16 protein-coding genes and 2 pseudogenes are annotated in these 22,105 nt (G+C 55.5%); 6 read left to right on the forward strand and 12 right to left on the reverse strand.

The genetic code is table 11. The features are described 5' to 3' along the window. The first annotated feature begins 30 nt into the window (after positions 1-30). Together MHN28_RS19955 and MHN28_RS19960 are read left to right on the forward strand one after the other, a co-directional pair. A complete protein-coding gene (locus MHN28_RS19955; protein ID WP_239344332.1) occupies positions 31-1,773 on the forward strand; it encodes a type I secretion system permease/ATPase in 1,743 nt (580 codons plus the stop codon). 3 nt (positions 1,774-1,776) lie between these two features. Then, positions 1,777-3,090: an HlyD family type I secretion periplasmic adaptor subunit gene (locus MHN28_RS19960; RefSeq protein WP_239344333.1), complete on the forward strand. Its 1,314-nt coding sequence runs from the start codon at positions 1,777-1,779 to the stop codon at positions 3,088-3,090. A 626-nt stretch (positions 3,091-3,716) separates the two neighbouring features. On the opposite strand, the gene MHN28_RS19965 is transcribed toward MHN28_RS19960, so the two are convergent. After that, complete coding sequence (locus MHN28_RS19965) at positions 3,717-4,247, reverse strand: GNAT family N-acetyltransferase (protein WP_239344334.1); 531 nt, start codon at positions 4,245-4,247, stop codon at positions 3,717-3,719. Between the two features lie 532 nt (positions 4,248-4,779). Between MHN28_RS19965 and MHN28_RS19970 the strand changes: the two genes are divergently transcribed. After that, positions 4,780-5,577, forward strand: coding sequence for a hypothetical protein (locus MHN28_RS19970; RefSeq protein ID WP_239344335.1), 798 nt, complete (start codon positions 4,780-4,782; stop codon positions 5,575-5,577). A gap of 487 nt (positions 5,578-6,064) precedes the next feature. On the opposite strand, the pseudogene MHN28_RS19975 reads toward MHN28_RS19970, so the two are convergent. From MHN28_RS19975 to MHN28_RS20010, 8 genes and pseudogenes are all read right to left on the reverse strand, one after another. Next, positions 6,065-7,141 (reverse strand): annotated as a pseudogene (locus MHN28_RS19975) (IS110 family transposase). A 176-nt stretch (positions 7,142-7,317) separates the two neighbouring features. After that, positions 7,318-7,893, reverse strand: a complete 576-nt coding sequence (locus tag MHN28_RS19980; protein WP_239344336.1) for a tyrosine-type recombinase/integrase — start codon at positions 7,891-7,893, stop codon at positions 7,318-7,320. Positions 7,894-8,591: 698 nt separating this feature from the next. Next, positions 8,592-9,611, reverse strand: a complete 1,020-nt coding sequence (locus tag MHN28_RS19985; RefSeq protein WP_239344337.1) for a phosphotransferase enzyme family protein — start codon at positions 9,609-9,611, stop codon at positions 8,592-8,594. A 77-nt stretch (positions 9,612-9,688) separates the two neighbouring features. Continuing rightward, positions 9,689-9,961: a BMC domain-containing protein gene (locus MHN28_RS19990; RefSeq protein ID WP_239344338.1), complete on the reverse strand. Its 273-nt coding sequence runs from the start codon at positions 9,959-9,961 to the stop codon at positions 9,689-9,691. 83 nt (positions 9,962-10,044) lie between these two features. Then, a complete protein-coding gene (locus MHN28_RS19995; RefSeq protein WP_239344339.1) occupies positions 10,045-10,293 on the reverse strand; it encodes a EutN/CcmL family microcompartment protein in 249 nt (82 codons plus the stop codon). Next, positions 10,283-10,588 carry a hypothetical protein gene (locus MHN28_RS20000; RefSeq protein WP_239344340.1) on the reverse strand — a complete coding sequence of 102 codons (306 nt, stop codon included), beginning with the start codon at positions 10,586-10,588 and terminating at the stop codon, positions 10,283-10,285. The genes MHN28_RS19995 and MHN28_RS20000 overlap by 11 nt, the downstream gene beginning before the upstream one ends. Further along, on the reverse strand, positions 10,585-11,193 hold the full coding sequence (locus MHN28_RS20005; RefSeq protein WP_239344341.1) for a hypothetical protein: 609 nt from the start codon (positions 11,191-11,193) through the stop codon (positions 10,585-10,587). Before MHN28_RS20005 ends, MHN28_RS20000 begins: the two co-directional genes overlap by 4 nt. Positions 11,194-11,267: 74 nt before the next feature. Beyond that, positions 11,268-12,794, reverse strand: coding sequence for an aldehyde dehydrogenase family protein (locus tag MHN28_RS20010; RefSeq protein WP_239344342.1), 1,527 nt, complete (start codon positions 12,792-12,794; stop codon positions 11,268-11,270). A 239-nt stretch (positions 12,795-13,033) separates the two neighbouring features. Here MHN28_RS20010 and MHN28_RS20015 point away from each other — a divergent pair, with 239 nt between their 5' ends. From MHN28_RS20015 to MHN28_RS20025, 3 genes are all read left to right on the forward strand, one after another. After that, positions 13,034-13,720 carry a TetR/AcrR family transcriptional regulator gene (locus MHN28_RS20015; protein ID WP_239344343.1) on the forward strand — a complete coding sequence of 229 codons (687 nt, stop codon included), beginning with the start codon at positions 13,034-13,036 and terminating at the stop codon, positions 13,718-13,720. After that, on the forward strand, positions 13,704-15,257 hold the full coding sequence (locus tag MHN28_RS20020; RefSeq protein ID WP_239344344.1) for an aspartate aminotransferase family protein: 1,554 nt from the start codon (positions 13,704-13,706) through the stop codon (positions 15,255-15,257). Before MHN28_RS20015 ends, MHN28_RS20020 begins: the two co-directional genes overlap by 17 nt. A gap of 232 nt (positions 15,258-15,489) precedes the next feature. Continuing rightward, complete coding sequence (locus MHN28_RS20025) at positions 15,490-16,944, forward strand: arylsulfatase (RefSeq protein WP_239344345.1); 1,455 nt, start codon at positions 15,490-15,492, stop codon at positions 16,942-16,944. A 281-nt stretch (positions 16,945-17,225) separates the two neighbouring features. On the opposite strand, the gene MHN28_RS20030 is transcribed toward MHN28_RS20025, so the two are convergent. From MHN28_RS20030 to MHN28_RS20040, 3 genes and pseudogenes are all read right to left on the reverse strand, one after another. Then, positions 17,226-18,785, reverse strand: a complete 1,560-nt coding sequence (locus MHN28_RS20030) for an amidase (protein WP_239344346.1) — start codon at positions 18,783-18,785, stop codon at positions 17,226-17,228. A gap of 290 nt (positions 18,786-19,075) precedes the next feature. After that, a pseudogene (locus MHN28_RS20035) lies at positions 19,076-19,707 on the reverse strand (tyrosine-type recombinase/integrase). A 1,222-nt stretch (positions 19,708-20,929) separates the two neighbouring features. Beyond that, the gene (locus MHN28_RS20040) at positions 20,930-22,105 is read right to left on the reverse strand and encodes a hypothetical protein (protein ID WP_239344347.1); all 1,176 of its coding nucleotides are present in this window, start codon (positions 22,103-22,105) and stop codon (positions 20,930-20,932) included.

Raw genomic sequence — 22,105 nt, forward strand, 5'->3', positions numbered from 1 at the left:
GACAGTCGTCGAGACGGGAGTTTTCGCCCAATGAACCTTCCGACGCCTTCGGGCCATGAGGAAACGAGTATATACGAAAGCGCCATCAGCAGGCTGCGTGGCACTTTCGTAGCGGTCGCGCTGTTTTCTGCGGCTGTAAACATCCTGATGCTGACCGGGCCGATGTTCATGCTGCAGGTCTACGACCGGGTGCTGGCAAGCGGATCCGTGGCGACGTTGCAGGCGCTGTACGTGATTGTCCTGGTGTTGTTCGTTTTCCTGGGCGTGTACGACTTTTTGCGAACGCGGCTGATGTCGCGCGCATCCTACCGACTGGACCAGATGGTCGGGCAACCTGCCTACAACATTTGGATGCGCTCGGCCCTGGCCGAGAAACCGGCACTTGGTCGCCCGCTGAACGATCTGTCTGTCGTTCGGGGATTCCTGCCTAGCCCATCCATGCTTGGGTTTTTTGATCTACCCTGGATTCCTTTGTACCTGGCTGTTGTATTCTACATCCACACTTGGCTGGGATGGCTGACCGTCGCGGGTTTGGGCGTTGTTCTTGTTCTTGCACTGGCCAACCAATGGCTGACGAACCGCCACCACGCGAAAGCGATGCAGATGGACGGGACCGAAAGTTTTTTTGTTGAGCAAAGCCGAAGAAACGCAGAGGCGATCGTTCCTTTGGGCATGGCGAACAGGGTTGCTGGTAAGTGGGCGGACATGCATCGCTCGGGCCTTGCGACAGGACAAGTCGGCGGCGATCGCGCTGAGGGCTTTGCAGCGGCGTCAAAAGCCTTTCGTCTGTTGCTGCAATCCACTCTGTTGGGGCTGGGTGGGTATCTGGCTCTACAGCAAGAGATCTCCGCCGGGATGATTGTGGCAACATCAATCATTGCCGGACGTGCGCTGGCACCCGTTGATCAGGTGATTGGACAATGGCGAAACGTCGTACGCGCCCGGGAAGCACATAAGCGTTTGAAGGCAGCGTTTTCAAACGTTCCAGCGACCAAACCAATCGTCGATCTCCCGCCCGCATCGGGTCATCTCATGGTCGCTGGAGTCACAAAGCTGCGTGGCGACAGGCGGGGTGATCAGCCCCCTATCCTTGAAAACGTGAGTTTTAATCTGGAGCCGGGGGACGCGGTTGGAGTAATTGGGCCAAGCGCGTCCGGAAAAAGTACCTTAGCGCGAATCCTGGTCGGAGCGTTGGGTTCGGATCAGGGCGAAGTACGACTGGATGGTGCAACGCTGGACCAATGGGCGGAAGAGTCGCTGGGAAGGCAAATCGGATATCTTCCGCAGAAGCTGGAGCTGTTGGCAGGCTCAATTCGCGACAACATCGCGCGGTTTGACAGCGAAGCCCAGGATGACGATGTCATTGAGGCCGCTCGCATCGCGGGCGTGCATGAGATGATCCTGCAGCTTCCGGACGGGTATGCGACCCAACTTGGGTTCGGGGTGGCCCCATTGTCGGGTGGGCAACTACAACGTATCGGTCTGGCCCGCGCGATTTTCGGAAAGCCGCGCTATGTGATTTTGGACGAGCCCAACTCTAACCTTGATGCCGCAGGAGATGATGCGCTGGCCCGGGCAATCGTTACCCTTCGCGAATGTGGCAGTACCGTGGTCGTCATGGCCCACCGTCCCAGCGCGATTTCGGCGGTCAACAAGGTGCTTGTGCTGCATTCGGGCCGCGTTGCGGAATTCGGTGATAAAGAAGAAATATTGCAACGGTCCGTGCGGCCCGCGTCCCGAATCAAGCCTGAAAACCAAGTCGAGGGTATCTGAACCATGGTGGCTATTGACGGGCAGGGACCCAAACTTAAGACGTCGACACGCTGGCCCGGGCTCATCGGAATGGTTGCAGCCTTTACACTTGTGGCTGGCGGGGCTTGGTGGGCAAGCACCACGGAAATCAGCGGGGCTGTCATCGCCTTGGGCTCGGTAGAAGTACAGGGGCGACCGAAAGCTGTGCAACATCTTGACGGTGGGATCATCGACAGATTGCACGTTCGCGACGGAGATCCGGTCCAAAAGGGTGATGTCCTAGTTGAATTGGATGACACCCTTCTGAAAGCCAATATGGCGATCTATAAGACACGCTTGTCCGAAGCCCTTGCTTTAAGGGACAGGCTCGTTGCCGAGCAAACGGATGCGGTGGAAATCGCCAATGCTGACTTGGATCCTCTGCTCGACGAGATTGCCGCACAGGTTCACCGGGCTGGACAGCAGCAGATTTTTCAAGCCCGGCGCGATCTGGAAAGCGGGAGGAAAGAGCAACTGTCTGAGAAAATCAGACAGTTTCAGAACCAGACCAAAGGTGTGGATGGCCTGATCGATTCAAAGGAGCGCCAGCTTTCTTATATTCATGAAGAAATTGCGGCGCTTGCAGTCTTGACGGGCAAGGGCCTCGCACCTGCCAGCCAACTTCGGTCGCTTCAGCGCAACGAAGCCGACCTGCTTGGTCAGATTGCCGAACACAAGTCCGAGCTTGCGCGCATTCAAAACTCGATCCGCGATACTGAACTTGAGATGCTGCAAGGGCAGAGACAGACCAAGGAAGAGGTCGTCACGCAACTGCGCGAGACCATCACGTCCATTCAAGAGCTGCGGCAACAGATTCTGACAACCAGCAAACAGCTGGACCGTGTGGATATTCGCGCGCCAAACAGCGGGCGTGTGCACGAAATGCAGTTCAGCACGATCGGCGGGGTTGTGCCTCCGGGCGGGCTGATCCTGCAGGTCGTGCCGCTGGATGAGGGCTTTGTACTGCGCACACGTATCGATCCAAGTGCCGTCGACCAGGTCTACATCGGTCAACCGGCGAAAGTTCGGTTTTCCGCCTTCAATCAACGCACCACGCCCGAACTTGTTGGAACGGTGGCTGATGTATCGGCTTCTACATCAGTCGACGAAGCAACTGGCCAGTCGTTCTATTGGGTAACAGTGTCGGTCGAGCCGGATGAGCTGGCGAAGCTCGGCAACCAAGAGCTTGTCCCCGGCATGCCTGTAGAAACCTATCTAACCACTTCAGACCGTACGATAATCAGCTATCTGTCCAAGCCACTTTTTGATCAGGTAAACCAAGCGTTTCGAGAAGAGTGATAAATGCGAATTATGTTAAATAATGGTTGATTCCAGAAAGACCAAAAGGGGCGATTTTTTTAAACGCCCGGAAACCTGCTCAGACCATTGAAACGAAACAAAGCCATTCAGGTTGCATACGATAGGTTAGGTTAAACGAAGCCTTGTGGAGATTTCGTGGGACGGCACACCACACTAATTACCCCCTCGAATGACCAGTTAGAAAACCAGAACGTGCTAAAATAAAAATATGCCGCCCGCGGTTGCAGCTTGGCATTGCGTCAAAATTGTGTCCACGATTCTTTTGGAAACGCATCGTTTACAGTGTCGAAACTGAACCAGTATCTCTGAGAATTGATCGGAACCCGCGAATGGTGAACACGCTGGCCAAGGTTGTGCGTTTGCTGCACTCCAGACTGTCCCTCAATTACGCGACATCGTCACAATTCGCACTGATTGCCTTGTTGCATGTGGAAGAGTCGCAGAGACACCTGCAAAAGACTACTCCATCATGGCCAAAATTGACTGGGTCAGATAAAGGTCTGGTACGGGCTCTTCCCGCTAGTCAAAACGATCCGAAGAGAACGGCGGCCAATAGCCCAAATCGACCGATGCTACGCGTGGCACGAACGGAAGCTGTGCGAGAGTTACAAAAGAGGTTTCTTTAAAGGTGTTCCATCGAACGTACAAAGCATCATGAGGTCGGTGCGTTCTGTTTTCTCAATTATTACAGAGCGCGGGCGAAGGCCGAACTCCACAAAACCCAGCGCTCTGTAGAGTGTGATTGCTCGATGATTGGATGCATCAACTGTCAACTCTGCTTGAAGCAGACCGTCATCTTTTAGCATCTCAGACACTGTCTCCATAAGCGAACGGCCAATGCCTTGTCCGTGAGATTTGGCGGCAACATACAACGGACCTATATCCGCAGTGTGCTTCAACCGTTCAACACCGCCGCGCCGAGCAACCACGAAGCCGACGAGTTCGTCATTTTTGTCAAAAGCCCCGATGTAAACGCCGTTCTTGATACCGCTCTGAAAGGTCGCCTCAGGGATCGCCAAGAGTTCTTCGCGAGTGAGAAGAAAATACTCTGGCGCTGTTCGCAAGGCTTCCCCCCAGAAAGCTCTAAGAACTGACGAGTCGTCTGGAGTAAGGCGGCGAAGTATTGGTTTTGTCACTATCAAATCCACATTTTTGGAACTGGTATTCGCATACGACCTGCACTTCAACAATATCATTTAAGTAAGGATAGCAGTCGTCAGTGCGCCAAAGAAGAAACGGTGCTCTGTCCGCGTCCTGTGAGTTCATCAATCAAACCTTGAAGGTCTGCAATGTGACCCAAACCCGACGAATGCAAACGCAGCAGTCAAATAGACCGGGAACGGCAAGTGTGGGCTCTTACCATCAATCGGCACGTCCAGCAGAGAAAGGCAGCAGCCACTGCCGGTGCTGACACCGCTCGAATACATCTGCAAAATCTGGACAAACGAACCGAACCGCTTCAGGGTCGGCCCAACCCACCATACAATGGGACAAAACACCTAGGGGAGCCAACGTGATTTCTGTTTAGTAAGTAGGAGCTTCCCTGAACTCAGCCAGCAAAGAAGGCAGCATAGAAGTGACCTGCTGCAATCTGACGGGTCCAACGGAACAACATAACGCATGTCATCAAGAGATAATTCAATTGGCCCCGACCACACCGGAGCCGGAGTGCAATCCACACACATTCCTTCTCAATCGCCGCCCAAAAGGAAGTTTCCCGTTGGGATTATCTTGATCTGGGGCGCCTTAGGTCTGTTGGTGGTATTCGGCAAACCCTACTTAATGGGCGACCCCGCAGTAGGAAAAGCAGGACCAAAATATACCAGCGGCACTCTCACTTGGCAGAGTTACGATCCCACGTGGTCCACCTTGTTAGGCGAGTATGCGCTTGACATGAAAGTGAACCCCTTACGGATTAGAGGGTCGGACAAAGTCACATTCACTGTTACCGGTACGTTGCTTCGTTCTCTTTGCGGCTCTGTACTGACAAAATTGCCGGACCCACCCGATGGGGTCACTCGTGGCGATGTTTACCGTCTCGGCTTTAGGTTCTTTGAAGTGGAAGGCGGTGCTCCAACGAACATATATCCAGTACAGGTCCAGGACGGAGCATGCCGTGCCTTCGATGACCAACTTGTTTTCGACTGGAGTTACCCGGGACAGCTGACTGGTTGGTCGCCCGTACAGTACGAGAAATCTGCTGACGACGAGATAACGTTTACCTTCGGCCGTCGAGGCGAAACCAAAGTTCCCTATGATCAAGTTGATCTAAAACTTGCCTGCGATGTGCTCTTTAAGGATGCTCCTGATAAGATGCGAGAGATGTTGGATGAGACAAAGACGGTAAACATTCGCGTTGTAAAAGGGCTTGTCTCAGGTATTGGCTGGGTTGGGCTTTACAAGTCGCAGCGCTTTCATATCCTTTACGATGTCTGCCATCCTAGTGGCGAGGTATTCGACGGGTAAACACTACGATCAATCTTGGGGCTTAATCTGGACTGATCAATGCGGGTGTTATGCTTTTCCGAATTCGCTCTTGTCCATTTGCGAATCCCTTTACAAGAAATGCACCTGCGACCGCTGAAACCATGTGAGGCAGCACTGTTGCGCTTCCTTGATTTTCAATAAGCCGCGAAGAATGTCCGCTTACCCGCTATTCCATCTTGCTGCATAAGCGAAGCCTGGCATGACGGTGGAGGTCCTGTGTGGGTGGCGCCTGCATTGCAAGTGTTTTCTGCGTTGATAGCAGCGGTCCGTCAGTACCGTCGTGTGTTCGGCCTGTTCGCGCAGCCAGTTGTTGGCTGCTGGCCTTGATGAGTTTCGCAAGGAAGGTTCCTATCGGCTAAACGACCTCGATTGGGGCCGCGACATTGGTCGGAGTGCCCTGACTTTTGGTTGACTTAAGTCCGCATCATCACACCAAACGTCTTGCATTTCTGGCAGGTCGATCCGATCAGGCGACCGGCTGCCGGTATTCCTGCTGCCTCGTCAGTATCGCCCAGATGATCCGGGCGCTCCTGTTGGCCATCGCGACCTTCGCCAACCGAAACGGTTTCTCACTGAGGATTCTGGCGCTCCAGATATCTATGCGCTCCGGATGCTTCCTGCCCATCAGCGCACGGGACGTCATGCCGGTGATCAGGAGCTTTCGGATGTAACGGTCGCCCTTCTTGGTGGTCTTGCCGAGCTTTTCCTTTCCACCACTGGACTTGTTAAGTGGTGTCAGGCCTAGCCACGCCGCAAGATCGCGCCCAGTCCGAAATTGCTTAGCATCTCCGATGGTCGCCACGATGGCGGAGGCGGTAATCGGGCCGACCCCAGGCATGCGCATCAGGCGCCGGGCATTGGCATCAAGTTGCGCGTATTTTTCGATCATCTTCGAATAACCTTCAACGCGCTCGTGAACGCCAAGAAACTGGTAGCAGACCGTGCCGAGAATGCCGCTTGCCAGATCCGGCATATCGGGTCGTTCCCCTTCAAGGTGGTGTTTGGCGAAGGCGATCACAGCCTCGATCCCGCTCCGCAATACATGGCCGAATTCGCGCAGTAGACTTCGGATCATATTCGCCAGCTGCGTGCGCTGCCGGACCGCGAGATTCCGCGTGCGGTGCAGCGCCAGGATTGCTTGCTGGTCTTCGGATTTCACTTCGACGAACCGCGTTCTGCGCCTTTGAACGATCCCCAGGATCGTTCAATCCGCTAGCGCGGACCAGCTTAAACTTGGCCGACGGACGGCCTCGCAGATTGCCTCGGCATCAGCGGCGTCGGTCTTGCCGCGCTTTACATAGGGTTTGACATAGGCCGCTGGCATCAGGCGCACATCATGGCCCAACCTGCTGAGCTCACGGCCCCAATAGTGGGCGGAGCCGCAGGCTTCCATGCCGACAACACAGCGTGGAAGAGTCTCGAAGAACGTAAGCAGTTTCGCGCGTTTGACATTCTTATTGAAAATCTTGCGGCCGGTAGCCGAAATCCCGTGAACCTGGAAAACGTCCTTGGCCAGATCCAGTCCAACTGTTCTAACTGTCATTGGGTGGCTCCTTTCCTAGCAGTCCAAGACAACTGCAGTATGGCGCATTGCGACGCCGGTGGAGCAGGAGCCACCCACTCCATCCGCTAAGGGCCGCCTGTGAAGGCGGCCCAGCGTTTTCAAATTTCAATAGCTTCTGCGATTGCCAGAGCGTCTTCGAGTTCGACGCCGAGATATCAGACGGTACTGTCCATCTTGGTATGACCTAGCAGGAGCTGCACTGCGCGAAGATTGCCCGCCTTCTTGTAGATCTGGGTGACCTTGGTGCACCTTATCGAATGCGTTCCGTAGGCACTCGCTTCTATGCCGATGGACGTCACCCAGTCGCGAACAATTCGGGCATACAGTCGCGTCGAAATATGTAGCCGCTCATGAAATCGGCCTGGCCAAAGGTACTCAGAACCAACCATCAGTTCGGCCTCCATCCACTTCGCGACGGAGGCACGCGTACCCTCGGAAATTTCAAATCGAACAGGTTTTTGGGTCTTGCTTTGCAAGACCGAAGCCCGTTCCTTGATCTGACCCGATGCCATGACGTCGACGACCTTCAACTTTACAAGGTCACAGCCTCGGAGCTTGCTGTCGATGGCCATGTTGAACAGCGCCAGATCGCGATGGTTCTCGGCAAGTTCAAGTCGAACCCGGATCGCCCAGACATGCTTCGGCTTGAGCGGTCGCTTCTGACCGACTATGCGCCCCTTGTTCCAGGCAGGTCGACAAGCTCGAATAGCAGGTAAGTTTGTGATTGTCACAGCGGTTACTCCGATCCGCCACGCCCTGCCACACCGCCAACCCGACGTTGGCACCGAAGTATATCATCGACTGGTATGCCCGCAGAGAAGGTCAGGTTGGAGCCCAATTGCGGAAGTGCCATATCCTATTTGCGCGCACTTGCGCCATGATGACCTGTTGCAGTTCCGAGAAACACCCGACGCGTGGCAAAAGGAAATGCGGTCACCAGGCAAAGCGTGGCCGCGACTCGATAAACAGCGCAGTAATTTCAAGCTGATCAAGGTCGTAGCACCTGACACGGATCCCTATGCGCGCACAGGATTGAATAACGCGACAGAAGCGTCGCGCTGGCAGACAAGAAGGCGAGAGAAAACTGTAAGCAGATTCAGGTCATTGGCTCACACGTGATGCTTTCCTATTGCGCGCTCAGATCAACACATTTTTTCGACCATGCCGCTACAACACATTGTACCATCCGTTCATTACCCGTGGTCGGATGCCTGTCGGCCTTTGATCTGCTATGCAACCGATAAGACCGCCTGAAAATTTCTGACTTTCAGATCCTGTGTCTTCCGCCGATTAAGTTGGCAATGCGTCTGGTGAACTGCCGCTGAAAGCAGAGGAGATTGAGGCGAGGCATCGCCATTTGTGCCTTAACGATGCCCGCCTGAGAGACGGCATTCCCGCAGCGAAATACCTTAGAGATGCCGACGGTAGTTCAGGTGCTCAGGTACTGCTCGGCAAATGCACAAACGCCTTCGGCGACCACTGGACCGAGGTCCTTGGCGGTCTGAGTTTCTTTGCGCGTATGCGCCCAGCCAAGAAGCGCAACGCCCCTTGCCATCATAAAACTGGGCAGCATTGCAATATGCTCCTCGGGCAGCTCGCGAACGGCGCTGTATCCCTCAATCAGCGCGCCCACGACATCGTCGAAATGGGGCTCGTCGGCATGGAAGAAGACCGAGGTGGCAATGTCATACATGAACCAGCCGAAACCTGCGTCGTCAAAGTCCAGGATGCAAATATCATCGACCGTTTGCAGGATGTTTTCGGGCATGAGATCAGCGTGGATCAGACCGAACCGATCCTTTCCTGTTCCAAAGGCCTTCAACTCCCCGCGCAGCTTTTCGCGCACCTTGAGCATCAGGTCCTTCTGTTCGGAACTGAGCAAATCCAAGTCCCAGTAACGCCCCCAGAAGGGATCCGGACCTGTCAGGCCGTCAATGTCCCAGCCGTGGCGGGTAAAACCGTCGGGCTGTTTCCATTCAGTGGCGTGCTTGTGAACCTGCGCCATGAGTCTGCCGATTTCCTTAAAAACGCTGACCAAGCCATCAACGTCGAGATTGGTGCCCTCTTCGAAATTGCCGATGGGCGTCCCCTCTGACCACAACAGAATATCAACCTGGAACGCCTGCGCCTGCCCCTCGGGCGTTACGGTCTTGAACAGGGTACCGTCGGCAGCGGGGATGACTGTGGGAGTTGGAACGCCAGCTTCGTTGAGTGCGGTCGTCCACAACAGTTCCGAGTTCAACTCAGCGTTGGAGTGATACTCGGGGCGATGGACGCGCAGCGCATAGCGCGCATTGTTTTTCAGTTCCAGCTTATACACCGCGTTTTCACGGTGTTTGATGAGCGATAGCGTGCCCGCATTCAGATCCCAAGCGTCCAACGCCTGCGTGGCCGCCGCTTCCATGGCTGCGAGCTGTTCCCCGAGAGGCCGGGTAAAGAAATCCGTCATGTGTCTGTCTCCCAGCGGGGCCGAACCCAAAAAAGCGGACCCCGCCTGCGTTGTGGTTGAAGCGGCAGGACCGCAGGTTAAGTCAGGCCGACCAGCGCTTCGACTTCCGCATGGGGACGGGCGATGACATGAGTGGCCACCACTTCGCCGATGGCGTTAGCGGCTTCCGCACCGGCTTCGATGGCGGTTTTCACCGCACCCACATCGCCCTTGACCGAGATCGAGACGAGGCCAGCACCCACTTCCTTGGTCTGCAGAAGGCTGACATTGGCAGCTTTGGCCATCGCGTCCAGTGCCGCGACGGCAGCGACGTGGCCGCGGGTTTCAAGAAGTCCGACAGAGTTCGACATGATGTTCTCCAATTTTTTGCTGTAACTGTTTCATGAGTGGGTGGGCGGTGTTCCGTCTGCCATTTGCAGCGTTCGCGACCGGGCTATTCCAATGAGGCGATAATCAACGCATCGATGGGTGCCCCTGCCGGGAAGTGGGCGGCGCAGGCCGCGCCGGTGGTGACAAGAACCTTTTCTCCCTTTGCGCAGACCAATGGATCATAGGCTATGATCCGCCCCGCCTCGTGATCCAGATCGACCTCAACCAGCGTGCCGCTTGGCAGGTCATCGACGGTACGCAGGGACCAAAGGTTTCCCGTGATTTTACCGGTCAGCATCTCGCTACCTCTCATCCAATAGTTTCAGTTTCAGCCCCAGGGCGCGCAGGGTTTCTCTCGCGCGCGGTGTCACGGGTGTACGTGGCGCGAGCAGCAAGACAGTGGCACCCGCTGCTGCATGACGCTTGACCACACGTTCACTGAGCAGCCCGTCGATTACGATGCCTCGTTCTGCACCGGACGCGGACAAGGCCGAATGCGGGTCGGTCTCGCCCGATTTGGTCGATCTGTCCTGTACGCTCGCGGCCCTAAGTTCTTCCTTCAGTATCTCTGTAACGAGCTGTTTGAGCAGCCCTCGTAGCTCGCTCATGCGCCCACCTCGATTGCTGCCAAGGCACGGGACTGTGCCAATTGGATTTCCTCGTCGCTGCCAGCAATTTTCAGACGCCCCATGGAACCGGTGAACCGGATGTCCACCGGGATAAAGTTCGTTTCCTTCTCCGCCTCGTTAAGCGCGTGTATCGCCAGCGGTGCGGGCAAACATTCAATGGTCAAAAGGCTCTGACCCTTTGCCACGTTCTCGTTACGCGTAACCGCGCGAGTGATCCGGGCGTGAGCCTCGGAGAGGTTGGAGACCCGGAAATTGCTGATCACCTCAGCCGCCGTATCCGGGAGCTGCAGATCAAAGGCCGCGAGAACTGATTCCACCGCAGCCCGCAGATCAGAGATCGACGGCGAGGTTACGCCCAGGTAGGCCACACGCCCGTCAAGCTGAAAGATTACGGGTTCGGCTTCGATTTCCTTTTGCAGATGATCGGCAACCGCTTCAATCGCACCCGTGGGCTGCACTTCGAACAGAAGCAACGAGCGGCCTGCCTCGACCTTGGCACCAATTCGGTTTGCGACGGTCAAAAGAGCGGCCGTGGCGGGCTGAAGTTGATCAACGAGGATCAGGGACGCAAGGTTGGTGCTCATAGGTCTTCTCCCGGCTGGGGGGGCTGTGAAATGGGCCTGTGCAATTCGGGTTGGGATGCAGTCGGCGGCGTTGTTCATGGCGTCTTTGACCCACTCAACTCTTCGGTCAGGATTTCCCGAAGCAGAGATTTCAGCAGGTCGCGATCAAGCCCTGCGAGGTGGGTCGCTGGCTCAGCAGCGGCGGCTGCCAAGGCAGGCGTTACGGCTGCTTCGATGGCCGCCTGACTGTCACGGACCGCGCCCTCCATGTCGCCCAATACCTCCGAAGGGTCCGTGTTGTAGGCGACGCGGGTCCATTGAACGAGGCTTTCAGCGCCTACATTGCGGTCCACCGAGCTGCGCCCGAAGAAACCCGTCCCGATGGTGGCCGAAGCGTTCAGATTGGTCACCACACCACTGGACCCCAGCACCCCTTCGGCATTCACCGAGATCCGGCAGACCGGCAAAGCGCGTCCGTATTCGACGGCCAACCGCGGGTCATTGGCGTGCAGCACAGCGGAATGCCCCTTGCCCATAACGTCAAGCATGGCACGAGCCACTTTGATCCCCTCGCGCGCGTTGCCCACCTCGATGTAGCCAAGGATGGGGCACATCTTTTCCTTAATGAACGGCTCATGCCGCCCGAAACTCGTGATCGGCAAAATTAAAACCAAAGTCCCTTCGGGCACGTCGATTCCGGCGCCTGTGGCGATGACATCGGCATCTTTGCCTAAAACGGCAACGTTGAACCGCCCATCCGGATAGACATATTCGCGTAGCTTGCGGCGTTGCTCACTGCATTCGACGATATGGGCTTTGTTGGCCACAAGTTCGGATTTGAGCCGCTGCGCAATACGCAGATCGGCGATAACAACGCTCTCGGAGGTGCACAAAAGCGAGTTGTCAAAACTCTTGGAGCGCACGATCCGCGCAGCGGCCTGCTCGATATCGGCGGTACGGTCCACATAAGCGGGTACGTTGCCAGGACCAACGCCAATGGCAGGATTGGAAGAGGAATAGGCTGCTCGCACCATGGCAGGGCCGCCCGTGGCCAAGGTCAGATTGTTGCGCTCATCAGCCATGAGAGCCTGCACCAAAGGGACCGTCGGCTCGGGGATAATCTGGAGCGCATGGGGCGGCGCACCCGCCGCCACCGCCGCATCGTGCAACAAGTTGAGCGCATGTGTTGAACATGCCTTGGCACCCGGATGGGGGGATAGGATGATGGCATTGCGAGTCTGTAACGCGATCAGCGACTTGAAAAACACCGTACATACCGGGTTGGTCACCGGGATCAGCGCCATGATCACGCCAGCAGGCTTGGGGATTTCGACCATTTTTTCTTCGGTCAGAACACGCGGGCGAATGTACTCACTAACATCAGCCGTGAGCCATGGCACACTGTTGAGGCGGTTCTTTTCGATCTTTGAGGCGACGCGACCATATCCCGTCTCGCGCACCGCCCATTCTGCATAGAATTCGGATTGCTCCGAAGCGGCTTGCGCGACGGCACGCACGATCTTCTCGATTTGTCCAATGGACATGTCCGACAGCTTCGACGCAGCGCGCTGCGCCCGATCCATCAACGGGTTGAGAAGTTCCTTGTCGATGTCGCTTTGCATCCGTTCACCAAGTCATCCTGCTATTCCGGTTCGGGGCACTTCAGGTACCTGATGGGGCATATAATCCGAATATTTTCGGATTTAAAGAGAGAAGATTCAAATTTTTCCCCTCTTGCCCTTTCCTATTTCGAATTCCTTCTTATTATATGAAGGTGACTTGGCAGCGCGCCAGACCGTTCTGACGGGGTTTGGCGCAGTGTCAGCGGTTGGCCGAAGGTCACTGTGGAACGGATGGCGAGATGGACAAAACAGTTCGGACGAGACACAAAGCGAAACGTGGCCCGCAAGCGCGCGGTTTAGCGCGCCGCCTGAAGCTTGAGGCAGCGGCAGAAACGCTTTTGGAACGCGGCGACATCGATCAGATATCGCTGGCCGATGTGGCGAAGGAGGCCGGGATTCCCGTCGCCTCCGCCTATTCTTTCTACAGCAATATCAGTGATTTGTTCGCTGCGCTCCAGATCACCCACACCGAATGGATGTTCGATGAGGTTGAGCGCGCCATAAAGCCTGAGGCCGCGCAGGCCTGGTCAGAAATCATTGAGCAGATCATTGACGGTTTCACCCGCTGTCTGCGGGACAGCCGCGTGCTGCAACAGCTTCGCCTCTCACACAAGGTGCTCCCTGAAGTTCGCTATGCCGAAGGGCGCCCTCGTGGCGTCGATTTTGCGGAACGCGTGCATACGATGATCGATCAGGGGTTCGAATTGCCAGAAATAGAAGGTGGCCTGAAACCCTTCGTCGTCATGCTCGACATTGCCGAAGCTGTTCTGGTTTCCGAATTCATTCGGTCCAACGAACTGCCCAAGGGCACCGCGCTGGAGGCAAAACGGGCCACCATCGCCTATCTCAATCTCTATATTCCCGCGATTCTGCCGCGTCGCCGCACATCGGAAGACACAGGAGCACAAGATGTCGTCCCCAAGTGAGCTGAAGCTCGAAACCGACCAATTGGCCCATGTCAAATTCGACGGTTATGACGTGGAATCGACCACCAGCGCAGCCCTGATCGCCCGGCGGGCCAAGCATTTCGCAGGCAGTTTCTTATTCTATCAGGACCCGATCGAGATCGTCTCGGGCAAGGGCGCACGGCTGACTGACCAAAAGGGACGTCAATATATCGACTTCTACAACAATGTGCAGTCGATGGGTCATTCCAACCCCGATGTGGCGCGGGCAATCGCAAAGGCCTACGCCACGCTCACCACCCACACGCGCTACCTCAACAAAGAGGTCATCGAACTGGCCGAAGAAGCAGTGGCCACGCTTCCCGGCGAGCTGGATGTCTGCCTTTTCGTCAACTCCGGCACAGAGGCCGCCGAACTGGCCATGCGGATCGCGCGGGTTGTGACCGGGAAGACGGGGATCGCGGTGCTGGAAAACAGCTATCATGGCAATTCAAAGCTGGTGGGCGAGATGTCCACAGGCACTTACCCTGCTGCTAATCGCCCGGACTACATTCAGGCCATCGCGCCGCCCAACCTATATCGCGGACAGTTTACGTCCGCCAACAGTGACCCCGCGACTTTAGGCCGTCGATACGCCGATCTGCTCTACCCCGCCATCGACGCGTTGGAGCGAAACGGGCACGGGCTTTCCGCCTTCGTCTGCGACTCGATTTTCGACAGCCATGGCGTTCTTGAAGCCCCTGCGGATTACTTCCAACAGGTCTACCGCAAGGTACGCGCAGCGGGCGGGCTATGCGTTGCTGACGAGGTGCAGGCAGGGGTTTGCCGAACAGGCACATTCTGGGGCTTCGAGCAATACGACGTCATCCCGGACATCGTTTTCTGCGGCAAGCCCTTTGGTTGTGGCTACCCGGTTGCCGCTGTCTTCACCACGCGCGCCATTGCTGACTATTGGGCAAAGCGTGACATTTATTTCAATACATTCGGCGGCAATCCCGTTGCCGCCGCAGCCGCCAGGGCGGTGATCCACTATGCACGCAGAAACAACATACCAACCCATGTGAACGAAATGGGGAGGCATCTGCGCAAGAAACTTGGAGAGTTGGCCCAAAGGCACCCGATGATTGGCAATATCCGAGGGAAAGGACTGTTTGTCGGTGTTGAACTGGTCAAGGACCAGGGCACCAAGGAACCCGCCACGGATATTGCGCGGTATATTCCTGATGAAATGAAGAAGCGCGGGGTCCTGATCGGTTTATCCGGGCCTTTGGGGAACTGCTTGAAATTCCGTCCTCCACTGGTGATTACCAAAGCCGACATCGACCGAACGGTTCGTATTTTCGACGAGGTGCTTACCAGATTGCGCCGTCAAGCGAAAAAGGGGGCGATGAGCAGCGTCGGCCGTGTGAACGAAGGGATCGTCAACGAACGCGTAGTTTTGGCCGCCAACAAGCGCGACCAGCGGGAATTGTCTGTTTCGAGAAGTGTGGCCATCACCCCGTTAGCCTGGGATCTGGCGAGGCAGCTGGGTGTAAAGTTACACAGAGATCGCTTTTGAGAACATCAACGGGGATGGCATTACCCACTTGCCTGTCCGAGATAGAGAGTTGCCCATCCCTTGCTGAAAAGGCAGTCATGTCGAGAGTTGTAGTTCCACGACCCTAAATCACCAGCACCGGCGTGGCGGTGTGAAGAGTGGATCGTAGCACTTTCAACGAATGTTGCTAAGAAATTGCCAGAGCTTCTGGCGGATGTCATTTAACGTTCAGGAACAAGAGGAATATTCCAAGATGCGTTTCATTGCTTCACTGCTTTTGTTTTTTGGTCTGGTTCAACAGAGCCACGCGCAGGAACAGCCCAACATTCTGTTGGTCCTGACCGACAATACCGGTTGGGCAGATTGGGGCGTCTATGGCGGCGGTGAGCTGCGGGGGGCGCCGTCCCCAAGAATTGACGACCTTGCCGCGGATGGAATGCGCCTTCTCAACTTCAACACGGAACCGCAATGCACCCCCAGCCGCGCGGCCCTGATGACAGGACGGCACGCCATCCGAAGCGGCGCGCACAGCGTTCCCATCGGCACGCCTCTCTACGGGTTGGTGCCGTGGGAAATCACCCTTGCAGAAACTCTGTCAGCCTCGGGCTATGCAACCGGTGCCTTTGGCAAATGGCATCTTGGGCGCACCGAGGGCCGCTTTCCGACCGATCAGGGATTTGATGAGTGGTATGGGATTCCGAACTCGACAGACGAGGCGATCTGGCTTGCACCCGACCTCCTGAGCAAGCATTCGGTTCTGGCGGATGTTGAATTGGCAGATTCCGACAAACCCTGGATCATGGAAGCGTCGCGAGGAGAGCTGCCCGTTCGCCTGAAACCCTATGATCTGGATGAGAGACGTACGATCGACGGGGAGCTGACAGACAAGACGATAGACTTCATGTCGCGCAGCGTTGAAAGCGGTACGCCATTTTTCGCCTTTGTTCCGTTGACAGCGACCCATTATCCGACCCAGCCGCATCCTGATTTCAGCGGGGTGAGTGGTCATGGCGAATATGCGGACATGCTGATGCAGACGGATGCCTATCTCGGCAAAATGCTGGACGCGATTGATGGCTTGGGCGTTCGCGACAACACCATCGTGATTTTCACCGCCGACAACGGGGCGGAACACCCCGACAACGGCGATGGAGAGTATACCGGCTGGACGGGCCCATGGGCCGGAACATACTTCACGGCGATGGAAGGGGGATTACGGGCCCCGTTCATCGCGCGCTGGCCTGAGAAAATCCCGGCAGGTCGGGTGAGCAACGAGATTGTTCATATTGTCGATATCTTCACCACTCTGGCGGCCATCGGTGGGGCTGACATCCCCGATGACCGTATGATCGACGGCCTGGAGATGACGGAATTCTTCACCGGAGAGCGTGCAGAGTCAGGGCGCGAAGGGTTTGTGATCTATGTTGGCGAAGACCTGCGCGCCCTGAAATGGAGAGACTGGAAGTGGCACTTTGCCTGGCAAGAGACGAAGTATGATCCGATTGAGCAGTTTTCCACCGTTCCAAAAGTCGTGAACCTGGTGAAAGACCCGCGTGAGACCAGACAGGTCGCAGAGCCGTACAATAGCTGGATTCAGTATCCCTTCGTGAAGATGTTGGCCGAGTTCCATGCAACCGTCGCGCAGTATCCGCATATCCCGCTGGGTGCGCCGGACGACTATGCTGGACCAGAGAGTGCAAACCAGTAGCGAAAGGATCGGTTTGGCGGAACGAACACTATTAGCGCGTAGCGTATTGTCAGTTTCGAACAGGCAACACCAAGCGCGTTCAAGTCAAAGGTGAAAGATCGTGTTCGGTGTTTCCGATCAAAAGCGACGTGTTCCAGGGCCCGCAGCCGGATTTGCATGGAAACTGCAGAGAGTAGCGGCAGTGGGCCCAACATGACAGGTACTTTACAAACCTGGTCGGCTATGACGTGCACCTCACAACCGACCTTTGCGTACCCGAGTTTCCCGCCGCATTTGGACTATCAGGCAAATGTGGGCCGCTGTCTTCCATAGCCGCTGACCTGCTCAAAGGCATGAGTGAACTGAAGCAGGTCGAAGTCTTTCTTGAACCCGCCCACAACCTGCAAGCCGACCGGAAGGCCGTCCTTTGAAAACCCGCCCGGAACGGAAACCGAGGGCAGCCCGGTCAAGGTCATGACGATGCAGCTTGCCATCCAATGATGCGTTGTCGCCATTGGCTTGTCGTTGATCTCGCGAACCCAGTCCATCTCGACATCAAATGGCAAAACCTGAGTGGTCGGCAGAATGATAAAGTCGTATTGGCTGAGCAAGGCAATGACGTTCTGGTAGATGCGGGTGCGGATGTCCGATCCGCGCAGGAAATCTTCGATGGTTAGGCCCAGCCCGTATTCGAAATTCCAAACCACGCCCTCTTTGACCTTTGACCACTCGGATCGCGGAATCTGCTTGGCCAGTTCTGCAAAGACAAAGCCGCGGTCGACGTGGAAGGCGTCCAGCGCTTCGCTTGCGTCCAGCGCGGCCTCTTCGATGGTGCAACCCATCTCGCGCACATGCTTCAGGGAGTCGCGGCAGACGTCCAAAACCTCTTTTTCGAACTCCACACCTTCCAGCTGATCACCGATCCAGGCCACCTTAGCACCCGCAAAACCCCTGCTCAGATCGCCAATGAAAACAGCGCCGGGTTCATTGATAGAAAGCGGGTCACGAGGGTCAGGCCCGGCCATCACCGCCAGCAGGTCGGCCGTATCGCGCGCCGTGCGGCCCATAGGTCCTTCTGTGGCAAGCACACTTTGCCAACCCGCCGAGCGGATGCCGGGAACGCGACCGATTGAGGGCCTGTATCCGATCACATTGTTGAACGCTCCGGGATTGCGCAGCGACCCGCCCATGTCGCTGCCGTCCGCCATCGGCAATAAGCCCGCCGCAAGGGCCGCGCCCGCGCCGCCGCTGCTGCCACCGGCGCTTTTGTCCAGATTGTAGGGGTTGCGGGTGATGCCATAGACGTCGTTATAGGTGTGCGAGCCAGCGGCAAACTCCGGAACATTGGTCTTGCCGATGAAAAGGGTGCCTGCCTTGCGCAACCTGTCGACATAGATGGAATCCTTGGCGGCCACGTTGTCCACCAGCAACGGCGAGCCATAGGTTGTCACCATTCCTTCCACGTCAGCGGTGTCCTTGACCGCCAGCGGCAATCCGTGCAATGCGCCCAGTTCATCGCCTCGGCTGACCGCCTCATCCGCCTGCTTGGCCAGTTCCAGCGCGTCTTCCCGAGGGATGAGCGTGCAAATGGCGTTGATCTTCGGGTTTATCGCATCGATGCGGTCATAGAAGGCGGAAACGACCTCGACAGATGACAGCTTTTTCTGTCGGATGAGGGCCGCCAAAGCGCGGGGAGACGAAAAACAAAGATCTTCTTGCGAGGTCGGGACTACATAGCTGGTGGCGGATGCGCTTTGAGCGCGCGCAGCGGTCGACACCATCGGGCTGAACAAGGCGGCGCCTGCTGTTCCGATCAACGCCCGTCGCATTACATTGATTTCTTGTTTGGTCTCGTCCTGCATTGAATTCAGCTCCGACGCATCAAATAACTTGTCTGGTGGATAGTTGTGATCTGAAAGAGATATGACAAGAGCATTTGGCTGACGCCGGCAATTTGTCGCGACTACATTGAACACGCGCTACGGTCTTCTGGTCTCACTCCTCTTTCGGCTGCTTTGTTAGCAACCCGTCAGTTCGACGAGTCCCTGATTTCGCGCTCGCAGCGAATGGAAGCAATGCGGGCTGCGATCGCAGCATTCAAAGGCCATGTCTACGGTCTGCTCAGGGCCGCCCTCGAAGACGGCCCAACTTCCTAAATCTCGACGGATTCCGAGATTGCCAAGGCATCTTCCAGTTCAACGCCGAGATATCGAACTGTACTATCCATTTTGTGTGACCAAGCAAAAGTTGAACCGCCCGAAGATTACCAGTCTTCTTGTAGATCTGCGAAACCTTGGTTCGGCGCATCGAATGCGTGCCATAAGCACTCGGCTCCAAGCCAATCGACTTCACCCATTCGCGAACCAATCGCGCGTACTGACGTGTCGAGATGTGAAGACGCTCGTGGAAACGCCCCGGCCAAAGATACTCGGAGCCGACCATCAATGGCTGTTTCATCGATCTAGAGAGTGACTTTCGAGTTCCTTCTGTGATCTCAAATCGGACCGGTTTTTGAGTTTTGCTCTGGATAATCGATGTGCGCTCTTTGACCTGACCGGCTGCATAGACATCAGCCACCATTGACTTGACCAGATCACACCCACGCAGTTTGCTGTCGATTGCCAAATTGAAGAGAGCAAGATCGCGATAGTTGTCTGCGATCTCCAGTCGAACACGGATCGCCCAGACGTGTTTGGGTAATAATGGCTTCTTCTGACCGACGATACGTCCTTTGTTCCAGGCAGGGCGGCAGGCGCGAATGGCGGGTAAATTTGGGATGGTCATGGTAATTCTCCAATCCGCCACATCCCGCCTCAACGCCAATCCGACGTTGACGGGAATTCATACTAACTGGATGTGCGACTGCGGAGAATGACTGCCAAGAGCCCTTCCTGGTCATTTTGATTTCGTGCTGCAAGCGCAAACAGCACTCAATATGCTGTGCCAGCACGATCTATCACAATGCATTTCGGTGGGAGAACCGGTTATTCGTGCTTCATGCAGCGAGGTTATGAGACTGGGTGTCTCTGTGTGAGGCGGCCAGCTGCCTGACCTGAAAAGTACTTGGCTGTTCAGCTATCAAAACCCGCTGGGGTCTGCCAGGAGACAACCGTTTACCTTGCCAAATTGACGCCGCTGACACCTCGGAAGTACACTATTTTGTGTTTACAGGGGTTTATGGAAGTAACGGCGATGGCGAAGTCCAATACGCCCTCGGACGCAGAGCTTTCTGTTATGGTTCGTGAGGTGCTGGCGCAATCGATTAAACGGGCCTCAGAGCCCACTTGGCGTGTCATTCTGCGGCCAATTTCACAGGGGGCAACATCCGCCTTGTTGGTTATGGTCCTTACAAAGTGGCTCATAGATATCGGCTTGCTTTGAAGGGTTCGACTAAACGAGCGACCGCGACAGATTCGGTATGGTTTCCTGTTGCTGGGCCTTGGATGTTTCCATGTAGAAGCGGCATGGCGAAGAACGGCTGGAAATTTGGGTTAACACTTGCGCTCGTCTTCTCGGGTGAGCTGACCGCTCAGCAAGAGATCGCTCTAAGTAACATGCGATTCAGAAACGTGCGAGGTTTGGTGCACTTGGGGTGCTCTCGCCGGTGTTGCTGTGCATAGAACAAAGAGCGGACACTGGTTTGGAAGCTGCCAGATGTCTGGGATGCGGGACTAAGCCGCCGTATGCTTGAGCGGCTGTTGCTGACGCAGCAATTATTCGCAGGTTCGGCATGCTCATTGCTGCGCTACGGTCGATGCCGCCAGACCGGCTATTCAAACCAAGTCCGCGGCGCGAAGCTCAAATTGGTCTTTCGCCACAATCGGGATCGACAATCAAAGAGCGAACACAGCAAAATAGGATCATTCAAGTCACTGGGCTACCATCCAAGACGTGATCTTCGCTATACAATAACAATCAATTCAAACTGACCAAAAAACCTTTGCGCTTCATCAAGCGAAAAAACCATAGTATTTTTGAACAGTGAAGCCCTCTGTCAATTTATGTGTCATGGCGCTATTGGAAATCTTCTTGAGATTGACGTAATCGCGAGTACCAGTTCCGCCTGCCGAGACACGCCCACCTTGGACATGATTGCTTTCATCTGTCGTCGAACCGTTTCGTTTGACACACTGCGCAATGAGGAAATTTCGGGTATAGAGGACGCTGATAGAAATAGTGACAAGACTTCTGTCTCCGCAAGGGTCAAGCCATAAACTTGCGCGACACTTTCAATGGAGAACTCTAAAGGCGAGGTCGAAGTTACTAACAGTAGCACTTGATGGCGGACGGAGTGAAGAAAGTGCTGGCGCGTTGCAAGCGGCAGCGCGCGAACTATCAATTTGTCTGATAGCTGCGGCATTTCAAGCATCAAACTGGAAGCCATTTGACGCGGCCTACCATGCGCCGCTTGCTTGCTACAATCTGCGATCAGGCATTTGAAGGGTGTGCGGGACTCCAGCATGATGGGCACCAGAATATTATTTTCCAGCGTCAATCCCCAATTTGTTCCAAGTTGACGCTTAGCAATGGAATTCGTACTGATCAACTGCCCCTGCCCATCAACAACCATCGCCGGACACAGGAAACCTTCAAGAATTTGCTCGATTTCCGTATTTTCACAGCCAGAATGATATCGTGCGTCGCAGACATAGGCTGACGTTCGCAACGCTTCCTGAATGTGACTTAAACGTTCAAGATGCTCGGATTGTGGGTGGCCAAATCTTTGGGGCCAAGCCCAAAGCATTACTTCAGACCTGTCAGGTGTATCCAGCAAGCGCAAAGCCAACCTGTATCGGATGTCGTATTCATCATTGAATGCATAAAAGGGGCTCCGCGCTATGCCCGCTTCGTCGATATAGTCATAATCCACAATATAACGCCAGTTTCGGTTAGAGGCGGCATGGGCAACGATTTCGGACTGAGGTGCCCATTCGGGAAGCGCCTGGTCCAATTCCGGAAGATTTAGCGTGTGACTTATGAAACTCCTGTCACCCGTATGTTCTGCGACAGCAATTTGCGAGACCGGAGCACCCAAATAGGCGGCTGTTTCGGATTGTACTTTGGTCCAAAGCTCGGGCTCCAGCGCTGCCCTTCGAATTGTATTCAGAACTTGTTCGAGTTCAATTTTGCCACTCATAGCGATAACTAACAAAACAAAAAATATGTGAACTTCATAACCCAT

It is taken from the genome of Ruegeria sp. Ofav3-42 (assembly GCF_022347725.1).
Classification (GTDB): Bacteria; Pseudomonadota; Alphaproteobacteria; order Rhodobacterales; family Rhodobacteraceae; genus Ruegeria.

What these genes read in the sequence shown, in the direction of transcription:
- MHN28_RS19955 (WP_239344332.1), top strand. Translation starts at nt 31, where the DNA reads ATGAACCTTCCGACGCCTTCGGGCCATGAGGAAACGAGTATATACGAA.
- MHN28_RS19960 (WP_239344333.1), top strand. Translation starts at nt 1,777, where the DNA reads ATGGTGGCTATTGACGGGCAGGGACCCAAACTTAAGACGTCGACACGC.
- MHN28_RS19985 (WP_239344337.1), bottom strand. Translation starts at nt 9,611, where the DNA reads ATGACGGATTTCTTTACCCGGCCTCTCGGGGAACAGCTCGCAGCCATG.
- MHN28_RS19990 (WP_239344338.1), bottom strand. Translation starts at nt 9,961, where the DNA reads ATGTCGAACTCTGTCGGACTTCTTGAAACCCGCGGCCACGTCGCTGCC.
- MHN28_RS19995 (WP_239344339.1), bottom strand. Translation starts at nt 10,293, where the DNA reads ATGAGAGGTAGCGAGATGCTGACCGGTAAAATCACGGGAAACCTTTGG.
- MHN28_RS20000 (WP_239344340.1), bottom strand. Translation starts at nt 10,588, where the DNA reads ATGAGCGAGCTACGAGGGCTGCTCAAACAGCTCGTTACAGAGATACTG.
- MHN28_RS20005 (WP_239344341.1), bottom strand. Translation starts at nt 11,193, where the DNA reads ATGAGCACCAACCTTGCGTCCCTGATCCTCGTTGATCAACTTCAGCCC.
- MHN28_RS20010 (WP_239344342.1), bottom strand. Translation starts at nt 12,794, where the DNA reads ATGCAAAGCGACATCGACAAGGAACTTCTCAACCCGTTGATGGATCGG.
- MHN28_RS20015 (WP_239344343.1), top strand. Translation starts at nt 13,034, where the DNA reads ATGGACAAAACAGTTCGGACGAGACACAAAGCGAAACGTGGCCCGCAA.
- MHN28_RS20020 (WP_239344344.1), top strand. Translation starts at nt 13,704, where the DNA reads ATGTCGTCCCCAAGTGAGCTGAAGCTCGAAACCGACCAATTGGCCCAT.
- MHN28_RS20025 (WP_239344345.1), top strand. Translation starts at nt 15,490, where the DNA reads ATGCGTTTCATTGCTTCACTGCTTTTGTTTTTTGGTCTGGTTCAACAG.
- MHN28_RS20030 (WP_239344346.1), bottom strand. Translation starts at nt 18,785, where the DNA reads ATGCAGGACGAGACCAAACAAGAAATCAATGTAATGCGACGGGCGTTG.
- MHN28_RS20040 (WP_239344347.1), bottom strand. Translation starts at nt 22,105, where the DNA reads ATGGGTTATGAAGTTCACATATTTTTTGTTTTGTTAGTTATCGCTATG.